Genomic DNA, 13,529 nt, shown 5'->3' with positions numbered 1-13,529 from the left:
ATGAAAGTTTGCTTGCTTTACTGAGACGACCCCTCGAAGCAATCGATAGCCATAACCGCGAACACTATGAATGATGTTAATGCCGAAGTGCTTTTTGATTTTGTTTCGAAGGCGGCTTATGGATTTCTCCAGAACACGCGAGTCATAGAGTTTGATATTCAAACCCATGGATTCGGCCATGGAGTCATGGTGCAGGATATTACCTTCTGCATTGATAAGCGCATCCAGGGCTTTCATTTCCTGATAAGCCAGATCCAGTTTGAGCTCATCGTTGTATAAGTGCAGGCATGTTTGGTCCAAGGTCAACTTAATGGCAGGCTGCCATTCAGGTGTTTCGAGCAACTCTGAAATTAACCTGGCTTTTTCATCCTGGTCGTTAGGTACATTGATACAATGATCTGCACCGGCCAGGTAACATTCAATTTTGGTTTGCGGAGCGCGAAAATTGATTGCAACGATAATGGACAGTTCTGTTGGGCTCGTACGTAATTTCTTGATGAGCGCCAGGCAGTCATTAAGAATGGAAGGGCTTTCAATGTCGATTAGTACGGCATCGTGGGCTTGAGCTTCGCTATCTGGATTTAATGGGTTTGTGTAATCTAATGTATATATATGCGTGAGATTGGGTGCAAATAACTGTCGAAGTTTCTCTGCCGAGCGCCAAGTGCGCCCAATAGCGAGAATACCCCTCTGGCTATTTTCGATTTTGCTCTCAGTACTCATCGTGCAAATTACTCATATGTGCTGGCGCTGCAATCTTAATACACATAATACTGAAATTATCTGACTTTTTATAACATTTTGAGCTTGTCAGCAGGTGCCATTCCATTGCCAGTAGTTTCAGTTGAATCAATGACATAGCCAACTGTGGAGGCTTTAGCCAATTTGATTTTTTGATATCCGATTTAGTTGGTGAGCGCCTTTGCGTCGGACTAGGCCCTCTAGGTTGACTTTTCTATGATCAACACTGAAGCGTGGCTGATCCGCGGATCGGGCTACAGAACGAGGCATCACAGAGAAGTCTTGCGTATAAACTGTGCGGAAGTCCGCATTTTTGATTTCTGGAGTTGATTTATAAGGATATTCCACGGTCTTCTATGGCAGTTTGGGTGCGCGCTCGAAAGGCGCCAGTTCAACTGTCGCCTCTTTTTAGGGCAAATGAGAGCGGGGGTATATTAATTTACTCCTTTTGCATTATATTTGTAATATTTTATGTCAAGAGCTGAATTTGTGAGCAGTGTAGTTATTCTACCTAGTTACTGAATACAAAAAGCTAAGAATGATATCAGATGGCCATTATACTTAAGTATTAGTCTAAGGGGAGAGCCGGTCATWGGTCTTTTTCGCAATTAATCATCCATGACACGCCAAACCGATCGACCAGCATCCCGAAGCGTGCCGCCCAGAACGTCGTCTCCAATGGCATTTGAATACTCCCGCCTTGCGCCAATGCCGCAAACACTCGCTCTGCCTCAACCACACGGTCGACATTCAATGACACCGAACAACCGCTCATGCCGGCGCTGGGGCGATCGGGTGTGGTATCCGACCCCATGATCGACTGATCCCCGACCAACAGGCGCGTATGAATGATCAGGTTGTGGCAGTCCGCTGGCACATGGTCGCGAGCCGGAGTTTCGCCGAAGGTCATCATGACTTCGATCTGGCCAGGCAGGCTTTTGGCGTAGAAGTTGAAGGCGTCCTGGCAGTCGCCGTTGAAGATCAGGTAGGGGGTGATTTTCATGTTCTGCTCCCGGTGATGGAGTGGGGCACATTGGTTGGACGTTCAGGTTCGTCTTCCAATCCCGATAGGCGTTGACTCCTCATAGCAAAGCGCTAAAACGTGGTGAGCGACGATACTTTTTTAGATGTTTTTCCTATGGGCGAGGCGAGGCTTATCACCTCATATCCACGTAAAGCGGGCGTCGCTCATTCCCCATACAGTATGACCTGCAGCGCCCCTTTACATCCGCCACCGAGTCCATCGCCCATGCCTGTCCTTACCCGTTTCGCCTCTTTGCTCGACCAGGCGAGGCGTGCCTTGTTGCTGGTCTGGGGTACGTCCCGCGGGCTGTTTCTGGGGTTGGTGCTGGCGACGCTGATCGCTGGTGTGCTGCCGGCACTGGCAGCCTGGTTGGGGCAGCGGATTGTCGACGCGGTAGTGACCGCGATGCAGTTGCACGCGCAACAGGGCAGCGCACCGTTGTGGCCGGTTGTGCGCTATGTGCTGTTTGAAGCGGGTGTGCTTGCGTTGCTGTCCGGGACGCAGCGCGCGCTGTCGGTGCAGCAGTCGCTGTTGCGGGTGCAGTTGGGGCAGAAGGTCAACACGATGATTCTGGAGAAGGCCCAGACGTTATCGTTGGTGCAGTTCGAGAACTCCGAGTTCTACGACAAGCTGGTTCGGGTGCGGCGCGAGGCATCGACCCGGCCATTGGCGCTGGTGATGAAGTCGCTGGGGCTGATCCAGAACCTGATCGTGTTGATCAGCTTTGGCGTGTTGCTGGTGCATTTTTCGCCCTGGGCGCTGGTACTGCTGGTGGTCGGGGCATTGCCGGTGTTCTTTGCTGAAGCGCACTTTTCCGGGGATGCCTTTCGGCTGTTCACGCGCCGGGCGCCGGAGAGTCGGCAGCAGAACTACATCGAGACACTGCTCTCCCATGAGGGCTACATCAAAGAGGTGAAGCTGTTTGGCTTCGCGCCGCTGTTGTTGCAGCGTTATCGGGACACGTTTGCTTGTCTCTACGCCGAAGACCGGCGCCTGACGTTGCGTCGCGATGGCTGGGGATTTGTGCTGGGACTGCTGGGCACCGCGGCGTTTTATCTGGCCTATGCGTGGGTTGTGGTCGATACCGTTCACGGCAGCATCAGCCTCGGGCAAATGACCATGTACCTGGTGCTGTTCAAGCAGGGGCAGACGGCGGTGAGCAGCAGCTTGAGCGCGATCAGCGGTCTCTATGAGGATGGTCTTTACCTGTCGAGCCTCTATGAGTATCTGGCCGAACCGGTGGTGGCCGATGCCGGAAGCCTTACAGTGGGTGCGGTGCCCGGCGATGGGTTGCGTTTCGAGAGTGTCGGTTTCCGTTATCCGGGGGCGAGCCGCGCTGCTTTGCAGGGCATCGATCTGCATCTGTTGCCCGGACACAGTGTCGCGCTGGTGGGGGAAAACGGCTCGGGTAAAACCACGCTGATCAAGTTGCTGACGCGGTTGTATCGCCCTGATCAGGGCCGCATTTTGTTGGATGGCAGTGATTTGCAGGCCTGGGAAGAAGAGGCGCTGAGACGGCGCATCGGCGTGATTTTCCAGGACTACATTCGCTACCAGTTCTCCGTCGGCGAGAACATTGGTGTGGGCGACACCCTGGCGTTCAACGATGAAACCCGTTGGCAGCAAGCGGCCGCCGAGGGTATGGCTGCGCCCTTCATCGAGCGTCTGGATCGTGGTTATGCCACGCAGTTGGGGCGATGGTTTGCCGGTGGGCAGGAACTGTCCGGTGGGCAATGGCAGAAGATCGCCTTGTCTCGCGCCTACATGCGCCGCGACGCCGATATCCTGATCCTGGACGAACCGACCTCGGCCCTGGATCCGGCGGCGGAAGCGGCGGTGTTCGAGCATTTCAGCCAACACACCGAAGGGCGCATGACGTTGCTGATTTCTCACCGCTTCTCCAGCGTGCGCAATGCCGACCACATCATCGTGCTGGACCAGGGGTCGATCCTTGAGCGAGGCGATCACGACAGCCTGGTCGCGGCGGGTGGGCGCTATGCGCAGTTGTTCAACGTGCAGGCGCGTGGTTATCGATAGCCGCAAACTTGGGTTGCGCGATCATGAACAACCCACCGGCATCATCCGGTCGCGCAGGTTCAGCAAGCGCAAAGCCTGTTCCAGCAAGAGCGCGACGACGATGGCCCCGGCCGCGATGACGAACAGTAACCCGTGATGACCGCCGCTGGCGTTGAACAGCGCCGAGTAGGCAAACCCGGCGATGGCCTGAAAGGTTGCGAATGAAACCGTGGCGCGGCTCCAGGCCACTTGCTGGTGATGGTGTTGTGGCACCAGCTCATGCACCCGGGCCAGCGCCAGCGGCACGATGCCCGGTGGGAACGAACCGAGGATGACTGCCAGCAGGGCCAGGGCGGTGAACGAACTCGATATAGCCAGCAGGCCGACGGCAATCGCCTGTACCACCAGGACCACGCGGATGCTCAGCTTCGCCCCCAGTTGATCGGCCAGAAAGCCATAACTCACCGGCCCGACTATCGCGCCGAGGCCGTACATCACCCAGATCAGTGCACCGACATGGGGCCCGGCACCGAGACCGCGTGCCACGTAATCCACCAGAAACACCATGGCTGGCACCAGCCCGGCAGCCATGAACGCGTACTGTGCAAACAGCAGATAAAGGTTGGGATCAAACGGCGATTTGGTGTACTGAGCGTGCGGTGCAGCCGTTTCATTGGCAACGGATGACGGCCAGCCAAACCAGCTGGCGGCGGTCAGAATCAAGGCCAAGGCGCCGAGCCCAAGCCAAGTGTTCTGTAAGCCAAGGCTCAGCAGTGGCGGAACGAGGGTGCCTGAGCCGGCGATGCCCAAGCCGATGCCCAGGAAAATCGCACCGCTGGCCAGGCCTCGGCGCGAGGCGGGCACATGGGGCAATACGGTCGCCGCCACCAGCACCATGATCGCGCCACCGGCAATCCCCGACAGCAATCGCCAACCGAAGAACCAACTCACCGATAACGGAAAGGCACAGGCAAAAAAGGCTAGTGTCACCGCCAGCATCATCATCCGCAAAGCGGCTTTGTTGGATGTGCGACGGGCCAGCGGATGGCCGATCAGTGCGCCGATCAAGTAGCCCACCAGATTGGCGGCGCCGAGGTACACCACGTCGCTGGCGGAAAACCACTGGGCCTGAATCAACGACGGTATCAACGGCGTGTAGGCAAAACGCGCCAGACCAATACTGACCAGGCTGGCGCAGAGGCCGGCGAAGATCGGCAGCCAGATCGCGCTGCGCCCAGTGTCGAGGGATGTGCTGTGCATGGGAGCGGTCCTGTGAAATTGTGCTTGGCCTCCAGCATATCGAGGAACGCTGATGCAATATTGCTGCGATTTCTCGCTACGATGATGCGTATATGCATCACTACAGGAAACGCCATGAATTGGGATGATGCGCGAGTGTTTTTGGCGGTTTGTCGCGAATCGACGCTACGCGGCGCGGCACGGGTGCTGAAGATCGATCAGGCAACCGTCGGCCGGCGAATCGCCGCGCTGGAAAAATCGTTGAGCGCGACTCTGTTTCTGCGCACCTCCGAGGGCTATGCGCTGACAGCGGTCGGCGAAGCGGCGTTGCAATCCGTGGAAAAGATGGAGCACTCGGCATTTGAGCTGGAGCGACAGATTCAGGGCCTAGACGAACGATTGATCGGCAATGTGCGCGTCAGCACTACCGATTCTCTAGCCATCGATTTTCTGATCCCGGCCATCGCTCGTTTGCATGCGGTGCACCCCGACGTGCGGGTGCAGTTGGACGCCTCCACGCAAATCCTCAGCCTGGCCAAGCGTGAAGCCGACATCGCCGTGCGCAACACCCGGCCGGACAACCCCGACCTGATCGCCCGGCGCATCGCGCGCTGGCCGGTGGGGCTGTTCGCCTCGCGAAGTTATGTCGAGGCCAACGGCATGCCGCAACCGGGCTCGGCCTTCGAGGGGCATGATCTGGTGGTGTATCAGCCGTACTTGCAGGGCAACAAGAACATGACCCTGGTCTCGGAACCCCTGAGCCGTGGGCGGATTGTCGCCAGCCTGAGTTCCAGCCTGCTGGTGCGTCGTTCGATTGCCGCAGGTCTCGGGGTGGGGGAGATCCCGGTGTACATGGGCGAGCGCGATGGGCTGGTCAGGCTCTGGCCGGAACGCACACGCCCGCTGCCGTATGAAGTGTGGCTGGTGACCCATGCGGACCTGCGCCACACCGCGCGGGTGCGGGCGGTGATTGAGCAGATTGTCGAGGCGTTTGCACTGGAGAATGAATAAGTCAGGCTGCTCGTGTCGGTGCCCATTCAGTCAAAACAAATCCCCCATCCTGCCGGCCCCCGACCATTCACAGCCTTCCAGCGTCAGCAACCGTTCTTTCGCCTCAAGCCCCCCGGCGAACCCCGTCAATTTCCCCGACGCCCCAATCACCCGATGACACGGCGCGACAATCGATATCGGATTTTTGCCGTTGGCCGCGCCCACTGCCCGAACCGCGCTGGGATTGCCGATCTGCCGGGCTATCTCGCTGTAGCTGCGCGTCTCGCCAAACGGAATCGTCAGCAATGCCTGCCACACCTRCTTCTGAAAGTCCGTCCCGGCAAAGTCCAGTTCCAGCTCGAACTGATTACGCGTGCCGGCAAAGTATTCCCGCAACTGCTGTGCGGCGCGTATCAGGATCGGGTTGTCCGCCGCTTCACTCATCGGCCCCAGTCTTACCCGGCCGGGTTTGTCGTTTTCCCAGAGGATGGCCGCCAGACGCGTGCCTTTCGCGACCAGCTTCAACTCGCCGACCGGCGACGCCAGGGTGGTGAAGGTGTAGGTCATGCCGGCGGACTCCGCACACGTGCTGAACAGGGGCCCAGCATACTGCCTCGCCGGGGAGGCGCAATACGCAATAGCAGCCATACTTGCCAACTGCTTTTGAACCGTTCCCTCTGTTTTTCCACAGAGCCTAAAAACAAAAAAGAGACCGACCCATGAAGTTCGAACCTTTTGCCAAATCGCTCATGGCGACCTCATTGGCGCTGAGCTGCCTGATGGCCCATGCGGCCTCCGTCGCCCCGGTCGCGGCCGAAAATGGCATGGTCGTCACCGCCCAGCATCTGGCCAGCCACGTTGGCGTCGATGTCCTCAAGAATGGCGGCAATGCTGTCGATGCGGCGGTCGCGGTGGGTTATGCGCTGGCGGTGGTGTACCCCGCTGCAGGCAACCTGGGCGGCGGCGGCTTCATGACGATTCAATTGGCGGACGGGCGCAAGACCTTCCTCGACTTCCGTGAAAAAGCGCCCCTGGCCGCCACGGCCGACATGTACCTCGACAAACAGGGCAACGTCATCCCTGATCTCAGCACCCGCGGCCACTTGGCCGTCGGCGTGCCGGGCACTGTGTCTGGCATGGAGCTGGCGCTGAAGAAATTCGGCACCAAACCCCGCAAGGAAGTGATCGCCCCTGCGATCAAGCTTGCCGAAGACGGTTTTGTGCTGGAGCAGGGCGATGTCGATTTGCTGGAGTACGCCACAGACGTCTTCAAGAAAGACATGCGCGACTCGGGCTCGATCTTCCTGAGCAATGGCGAGCCGATGCAGGTCGGGCAGAAACTCGTGCAAAAAGACTTGAGCAAAACCCTGCGGGAAATTTCCGAGAAGGGCGCCGACGGTTTCTATAAAGGCTGGGTGGCCGACGCTATTGTCACCTCCAGCCAGGCCAACAAGGGCATCATCACCCAGGCCGACCTCGACAAATACCAGACCCGCGAACTGGCACCCATCGAGTGCGACTACCGCGGCTACCACGTGGTCTCGGCGCCGCCGCCAAGCTCCGGCGGTGTGGTGATCTGCGAGATCATGAACATCCTCGACGGCTACCCGATGAAAGACCTCGGCTACCGCTCGGCGCAGGCCATGCACTACCAGATCGAAGCGATGCGCCACGCGTATGTGGACCGCAACAGCTACCTCGGCGACCCGGATTTCGTGAAAAATCCGATCGCCCATTTGCTGGATAAAAACTACGCGACCAAAATCCGCGCCGCCATCGATCCGCAAAAGGCCGGCGTGTCCCGCGAGCTCAAACCTGGCGTAGCGCCCCACGAAGGCAGTAACACCACCCATTACTCGATCGTCGACAAATGGGGCAACGCGGTATCGGTGACCTACACCCTCAACGACTGGTTCGGCGCCGGTGTGATGGCGAGCAAAACCGGGGTCATCCTCAATGATGAAATGGACGACTTCACCTCGAAAATCGGCGTGCCGAACATGTACGGCCTGGTGCAGGGCGAAGCCAATGCCATCGCCCCTGGCAAGGCACCGCTGTCGTCCATGAGCCCGACCATCGTCACCAAGGATGGCAAAGTCGTCATGGTCGTCGGCACCCCCGGTGGCAGTCGCATCATCACCGCAACCCTGCTGACCATGCTCAACGTGATCGACTACGGCATGAACATCCAGGAAGCGGTGGATGCGCCGCGTTTCCACCAGCAATGGCTGCCGGAAGAAACCAACCTGGAGAACTTCGCCACCAGTCCGGACACCAAGAAGATGCTCGAAAGTTGGGGCCACAAGTTTGCCGGCCCGCAGGACCCCAACCATATTGCAGCTATTCTGGTAGGTGCGCCTTCGCTGGAAGGCAAACCTGTGGGCAAGAACCGCTTCTATGGGGCGAACGATCCACGGCGCAATACCGGGCTGTCGCTCGGTTACTGAAACAGGCGATCATCGGCCACCCCGACTCCCTGGGTGGCCTCGATCCCCGACCCTTGAACGTATCCTCGCAAAACTTAGCCTCGCAAGTTGCTACAGGCTAGAAGGGAGTTGAAATCCATCGTTCCAGCGACCTGTCTAAGGAAGGAAGCCATGAGCACCGCACTCCTGATCATCGATGTCCAACGCGCGCTGTGCACCGGCGAGTATGAATGCTTCGACATCCAGCGCGTCATCGACACCATCAACGGCCTCAGCACCAAAGCCCGAGTCGCCAATATTCCGGTCATCCTGATCCAGCACGAAGAAGAGGGCGACCTGCTGCAATACGGCGCCGAAGGCTGGCAACTGGCAGACGGCCTGAAGACGTCACCCCAAGACCTGCGCGTGCGCAAAACCACCCCGGATTCGTTCTACCAGACCCACCTGCATGAACATCTGCAAGAGCTGGACGTCGAACGCCTGATTATCTGCGGCCTGCAAACCGACTACTGCGTCAACGCGACGGTCCGTGAGGCATTATCGCGAGGCTACGACGTGGTGCTGGCGTCCGATGCTCATTCCACGATCGACAATGGCACGATGAGCGCCGAAGACATCATCACCGAACACAACAAGGATCTGGCGCACCTGACCGGTTCCGTGGCGCGGATCGATGTCGTGCCGGCCAGCGAAATCAATATCTGAAAGCATCGGTGGTTCCTGGATGTATTTCCCTCTCGCTTCAAATGAAACGGGCGCCGATCATGGCGCCCGTTTTTGTTCAATCCGTCTGTAGCCGCCGCACCACCGCCTGAAAACGCTCCGACGCAATCCAGTCCGGATCCGCGTCCTCCACCAGCAGCATGATCCCCAGGTAGTGTTCCAGATGCAGCGTAATCGTCTGCCCTTCGACGGCCAGGTCCCAATAACGCTGGTCCAACCCATTGATCTGTGCCGTCCAGGTCCCGCCCAGCCCTCGTGCCAACTCACTGGCGATGCGATTGAACAGATCCCGGTCGGATGTCTGCGAGAGATAAATTTCCCGTGGTGGCGGGGGCGACGGATCAGTCATGTTTTGCTCCTTGAGAATGAGCATGACTTTACGCTTCCTGCTGGATTTGTGGCGAGCGAGCCATACCAAAACAAGCGCCTTTTCACATTTGTCTCGGCATACTGGCGCGCTCAAAGAATGGAATCTGCCCATGCCCCCGACCTTGTTCTGCTCTAACGCTCGCCGCGCTTTACTGCTGGGGTTTCTCGCATTCTCTGCCGCAGCCCATGCCAGTAGCTTCGATTGCACCAGCGCCGCCAGCTCCAGTGAAAAAGCCATTTGCGCCGACGCTTACACGTCGAAGCTGGACCAAAAACTGGGAGCGGTCTGGCGCTCGACGCTGGAAAAAGTCACCGCCCCGAAAGCGTTAAAAGCAGACCAGCGTCAGTGGTTGAAACAACGTAACCGCTGCGCAGACCAAATCGATTGCCTGCGCCAACAGTACTTGATGCGCATCACTGAACTCGAACACGCGGCCATTCCGTTTACCTGGGACGCGACTTGGCAGCGCATTCCCTGGGGCGTTTCGACGGGAGCTGAGTTGAAGACAAAGCGTCGGGATTCGACTCATCTCGTCTTCGAAGTTTCTGCCGCGAGCGGCGCCAACTCTGGCGACCTGGATGGCGTCGCCAAACTGGATGGCACTCAGGCGCATTACGTCGAAGGTGCATGCGCGTTGACCTTCCAAGCCATCAACGGCGTGCTTGATGTCACCCAGGACGGCGCCGATGCCGATTGTGGTGCGGGCATGGGCGTGTTCTATGCCGGGCGCTATGTCGCGTCGGAACAGCCCTTGGCTCTGGACAACGATTTGCTGAGTCTGGGGTTGGCGCGTACACAGCAAGAAGACGATGCATTGCGGCAATTGCTCAAGGACGATTACCAGACGCTGGTGGACAGCAGCAGTTCCAGGCTGATCGGCGATGAGTCGAATGACCTGCCGGGCGCCGAAGTGACTGAAATGTGGGTACGCGGGCTGGGCAATACCAACGCCGCCATCCTCATGCGTACAGCGGACGTTCGATTTTGGCTAGTGCTGCTGGTGTTCGATGAGCAGAACAATTCCCGAGCCCGTTACTACACCAACGCGTCGGATTGGAAAGGCCGCTTACCCGATGTGCTGCAGCATTGGTATGACGAGCGAACGAAAGGGCAGGTGATGCCGTTGGATCTGATGCCTTAATGCAATCTCGTTGGCGACCGCGCTAATGCGACGCTGACGAGTAGTTATGTCTAGACTCGGTTGTTGGCTCGATAGAAGTGGGCGGTAACGGAACAACAGAAATAAAAGCACGCCCCAATGCCGGTAAGTTAAGAAATTTGAGCGACGAAAGCCTCGCTCCCACAGGTTCTGCACTTTGGCTCACTGGCATTAGCGTCTACCTCAATAAGAAGAGAACACAAAAATGACCAAGGTCAGCGATACCCAGCAGCGAAGTCCCCTGATCGAGACACGCTCGATCGATTACATCCCCGAGGCCGAGCGCCATGGCAGCCTCTACAGCCAGTTCACCCTGTGGCTCGGCGCCAATCTGCAGATCACGGCGATTGTGACCGGCGCGCTAGCCGTGGTGCTGGGTGGCGATGTGTTCTGGTCACTCATTGGTTTGCTGGTCGGCCAGTTGCTCGGCGGCGCGGTGGTGGCGCTGCACGCTGCACAAGGACCCAAGCTCGGGCTGCCGCAGATGATCTCCAGTCGCGTGCAGTTCGGGGTCTATGGGGCGGCGATTCCGATTGTGCTGGTGTGTCTGATGTACCTCGGCTTCAGCGCCACCGGCGCGGTACTGTCGGGGCAGGCCATTGCTCAATTGGTCCATGTCAGTGACAGCGCCGGCATCCTGATTTTCGCCTCCTGCATCGCGTTTCTGACCCTCTTCGGTTATCGGGTCATCCACCTGGTGGGCAGGGTGGCGAGCGTGCTGGGGATCATCGCCTTCGTCTATCTGTTTACCCGGTTGATGACGCTCAACGATATCGGTCTGTTGCTGGAAAACCGCCATTTCGGCTGGAGTACTTTCTTGCTGGCGGTGTCTCTTTCCGCATCCTGGCAGATCGCGTTCGGCCCTTATGTGGCCGACTACTCACGCTACCTGCCGAGCAAGACCTCGTCCTGGAAGACGTTCACCGCCGTCGGCCTGGGGACGGTGGTGGGGGCCCAGGCTTCCATGGTGCTGGGAGTGTTCGCCGCTGCGTTGGCGGGCGCAAATTTTCGTGGACATGAGGTCGCCACCATCGTCGGGTTGGGCAGTACCGGGGTGATGGCCTCCCTGCTGTACTTGAGCGTGGTGTTCGGCAAGGTCACGGTGTCGACCCTCAACGCTTATGGCAGCTTCATGTGCGTGGCCACCATCATCAGTGGCTTTCGTCGTGGCTTCGAAATATCCGCCGGTAAACGCATGCTGTTTGTGCTGGTGATTGTCGGCGCGTCCACCACGCTGGCGCTGCTGGGGCAGTACTCGTTCCTGAGCACGTTCAAGTACTTCATCCTCTTTCTGCTGACGTTCTTCACGCCGTGGAGCGCGATCAACCTGGTGGACTACTACTTCATCAACAAGGAGCGCTATGACATCCCGGCGTTGTCCGACCCGGCGGGGCGTTATGGCCGTTGGAATGTGTTGGGGATCAGCGTGTATGTGCTCGGTGTGTTGGTCCAGCTGCCTTTTGTCGACACTCACTTCTACTCCGGACCAATGGTCGCGCAGCTCGGCGGTGTCGATATTTCCTGGATCGTCGGGCTGGTGGTGCCGGGCATGCTCTATTACTGGCTGGCCAGGACATCTGCGCTTGCGGTGTCGGTCGAGCGCAGTTCGCAGGCTTGAATGCCCGGTCATCAAAGGGGGCAGGGCGGGCGCGGGGCTAACTACCGGGTCCTCGAGCGTCTCCTATACTGATCCGCGTTGACGATTTAACACAGACACCGAATGCCGCCGGAACAGCAGCCAGCGCTCCGGCGACTTCCCTACGACTCAACTGTAAGGAGAACGAACATGGCAATCCGTATTGGAGACGAAGCACCGGACTTTACCGCTGAAAGCACCGAGGGCCCGCTGCATTTCCATGAGTGGATCGGTGACAAGTGGGCGATTCTGTTCTCGCACCCCAAGGACTTCACCCCGGTGTGCACCACTGAACTTGGCTATATGGCGGGGCTCAAGCCGGAGTTCGATAAGCGCAACACCAAAATCGTCGGGCTCAGTGTCGACCCTGTCAGTAACCATAAGACCTGGGCCAAAGACATCGAAGAGACCCAGGGGCATGCGGTCAACTACCCCATGATCGGCGACGAGAACCTGGTGGTGGCGAAGCTCTACGACATGATTCATCCGAATGCCAGTGGCGGCGCACGGACTGCCGTGGACAATGCCACGGTGCGTTCGGTGTTCATTATCGGCCCGGACAAAAAGGTCAAGGCGATGCTGATCTACCCGATGAGTGCCGGGCGCAACTTCGATGAAGTTCTGCGTCTGCTCGATTCTCTGCAACTGAACGCCAAGCACACCGTTGCCACGCCGGTGAACTGGCGTCCGGGCGAGGACGTCATCATTCCCACTTCGGTCTCCGATGAGGACGCCAGGAAGAAATACCCGGATGGCTTCAAGACGCTGAAACCTTATTTGCGCACCGTGGCGCAACCGAAGTAACTCATCTGTTCGGAGACCACCCACATGGCCGTCCAGGTCCTGCGCGTTGATGCAACCCACATCGATAAAGTCGCCAGCCTCTTCGACGCCTATCGAGGCTTTTACGGCCAGCCCTCGAACCTGATGCAGTCTCGCGCTTTCATCGCAGAGCGCATCGCCAGGGACGAATCGGTGATTTTCTTCGCCGAGGACTCCACGGGCGAAGCGCTCGGCTTTGTCCAGTTGTACCCGACGTTCTCCTCCATCGACGCCCACCGCACCTGGCTGCTCAACGACCTCTTCACCACACCTGCCGCCCGCGGCAGAGGGGTAGGGACGTTGCTGATGAACACCGCCCGAGCCTTTGCGCTGTTGACCGGCGCCAAGGGCATGGTRCTGGAAACGGCCACGGACAATCACCT

13 protein-coding genes are annotated in these 13,529 nt (G+C 58.3%); 8 read left to right on the top strand and 5 right to left on the bottom strand.

Annotation, left to right across the window (positions count from 1 at the left end; translation table 11 throughout):
- The coding region (locus AC1DIS_RS28615; RefSeq protein WP_477781250.1) for a winged helix-turn-helix domain-containing protein at positions 1–723 on the bottom strand (723 nt) is incomplete at its 3' end.
- Between the two features lie 607 nt (positions 724–1,330).
- Entirely contained in the window at positions 1,331–1,744 is a 414-nt protein-coding gene (locus tag AC1DIS_RS28610; protein ID WP_477781249.1) for a VOC family protein, read from the bottom strand.
- 246 nt (positions 1,745–1,990) lie between these two features.
- Between AC1DIS_RS28610 and AC1DIS_RS28605 the strand changes: the two genes are divergently transcribed.
- A complete protein-coding gene (locus AC1DIS_RS28605) occupies positions 1,991–3,802 on the top strand; it encodes an ABC transporter ATP-binding protein (RefSeq protein ID WP_477744327.1) in 1,812 nt (603 codons plus the stop codon).
- Positions 3,803–3,823: 21 nt separating this feature from the next.
- Here the strand turns inward: AC1DIS_RS28605 and AC1DIS_RS28600 are convergent, their stop codons facing one another.
- Entirely contained in the window at positions 3,824–5,041 is a 1,218-nt protein-coding gene (locus AC1DIS_RS28600; protein WP_477744326.1) for a YbfB/YjiJ family MFS transporter, read from the bottom strand.
- 114 nt (positions 5,042–5,155) lie between these two features.
- Here AC1DIS_RS28600 and AC1DIS_RS28595 point away from each other — a divergent pair, with 114 nt between their 5' ends.
- Entirely contained in the window at positions 5,156–6,031 is an 876-nt protein-coding gene (locus AC1DIS_RS28595; protein WP_018928255.1) for a LysR family transcriptional regulator, read from the top strand.
- 30 nt (positions 6,032–6,061) lie between these two features.
- Here AC1DIS_RS28595 and AC1DIS_RS28590 read toward each other — a convergent pair whose 3' ends face one another.
- Positions 6,062–6,577, bottom strand: coding sequence for a methylated-DNA--[protein]-cysteine S-methyltransferase (locus tag AC1DIS_RS28590; protein WP_477781248.1), 516 nt, complete (start codon positions 6,575–6,577; stop codon positions 6,062–6,064).
- Between the two features lie 152 nt (positions 6,578–6,729).
- Here AC1DIS_RS28590 and ggt point away from each other — a divergent pair, with 152 nt between their 5' ends.
- Both ggt and AC1DIS_RS28580 read left to right on the top strand, forming a co-directional pair.
- Entirely contained in the window at positions 6,730–8,457 is a 1,728-nt protein-coding gene (ggt, locus tag AC1DIS_RS28585; protein WP_028939763.1) for a gamma-glutamyltransferase, read from the top strand.
- A gap of 150 nt (positions 8,458–8,607) precedes the next feature.
- Complete coding sequence (locus tag AC1DIS_RS28580; RefSeq protein ID WP_018928252.1) at positions 8,608–9,141, top strand: cysteine hydrolase family protein; 534 nt, start codon at positions 8,608–8,610, stop codon at positions 9,139–9,141.
- A 76-nt stretch (positions 9,142–9,217) separates the two neighbouring features.
- Here the strand turns inward: AC1DIS_RS28580 and AC1DIS_RS28575 are convergent, their stop codons facing one another.
- Positions 9,218–9,508: a DUF3630 family protein gene (locus AC1DIS_RS28575; protein WP_019582000.1), complete on the bottom strand. Its 291-nt coding sequence runs from the start codon at positions 9,506–9,508 to the stop codon at positions 9,218–9,220.
- Between the two features lie 130 nt (positions 9,509–9,638).
- Here AC1DIS_RS28575 and AC1DIS_RS28570 point away from each other — a divergent pair, with 130 nt between their 5' ends.
- The 4 genes from AC1DIS_RS28570 to AC1DIS_RS28555 all read left to right on the top strand — a co-directional run.
- Entirely contained in the window at positions 9,639–10,670 is a 1,032-nt protein-coding gene (locus AC1DIS_RS28570; protein ID WP_018928251.1) for a lysozyme inhibitor LprI family protein, read from the top strand.
- Positions 10,671–10,893: 223 nt separating this feature from the next.
- Complete coding sequence (locus AC1DIS_RS28565) at positions 10,894–12,306, top strand: purine-cytosine permease family protein (protein WP_086945331.1); 1,413 nt, start codon at positions 10,894–10,896, stop codon at positions 12,304–12,306.
- A gap of 168 nt (positions 12,307–12,474) precedes the next feature.
- Entirely contained in the window at positions 12,475–13,128 is a 654-nt protein-coding gene (locus AC1DIS_RS28560; protein WP_018928249.1) for a peroxiredoxin, read from the top strand.
- Positions 13,129–13,152: 24 nt separating this feature from the next.
- The coding region (locus tag AC1DIS_RS28555) for an N-acetyltransferase family protein (RefSeq protein ID WP_477781247.1) at positions 13,153–13,529 on the top strand (377 nt) is incomplete at its 3' end.

The sequence above is a fragment of the Pseudomonas sp. 05N433 genome, from assembly GCF_056396925.1.
This window is presented reverse-complemented; position numbering and strand designations above follow the sequence as displayed.

Excerpts from the sequence above, each read along its gene's own strand:
- AC1DIS_RS28570 (WP_018928251.1), top strand. The coding sequence starts at position 9,639 with ATGCCCCCGACCTTGTTCTGCTCTAACGCTCGCCGCGCTTTACTGCTG.
- AC1DIS_RS28600 (WP_477744326.1), bottom strand. The coding sequence starts at position 5,041 with ATGCACAGCACATCCCTCGACACTGGGCGCAGCGCGATCTGGCTGCCG.
- AC1DIS_RS28595 (WP_018928255.1), top strand. The coding sequence starts at position 5,156 with ATGAATTGGGATGATGCGCGAGTGTTTTTGGCGGTTTGTCGCGAATCG.
- AC1DIS_RS28560 (WP_018928249.1), top strand. The coding sequence starts at position 12,475 with ATGGCAATCCGTATTGGAGACGAAGCACCGGACTTTACCGCTGAAAGC.
- AC1DIS_RS28565 (WP_086945331.1), top strand. The coding sequence starts at position 10,894 with ATGACCAAGGTCAGCGATACCCAGCAGCGAAGTCCCCTGATCGAGACA.
- AC1DIS_RS28575 (WP_019582000.1), bottom strand. The coding sequence starts at position 9,508 with ATGACTGATCCGTCGCCCCCGCCACCACGGGAAATTTATCTCTCGCAG.
- AC1DIS_RS28580 (WP_018928252.1), top strand. The coding sequence starts at position 8,608 with ATGAGCACCGCACTCCTGATCATCGATGTCCAACGCGCGCTGTGCACC.
- AC1DIS_RS28605 (WP_477744327.1), top strand. The coding sequence starts at position 1,991 with ATGCCTGTCCTTACCCGTTTCGCCTCTTTGCTCGACCAGGCGAGGCGT.
- ggt (WP_028939763.1), top strand. The coding sequence starts at position 6,730 with ATGAAGTTCGAACCTTTTGCCAAATCGCTCATGGCGACCTCATTGGCG.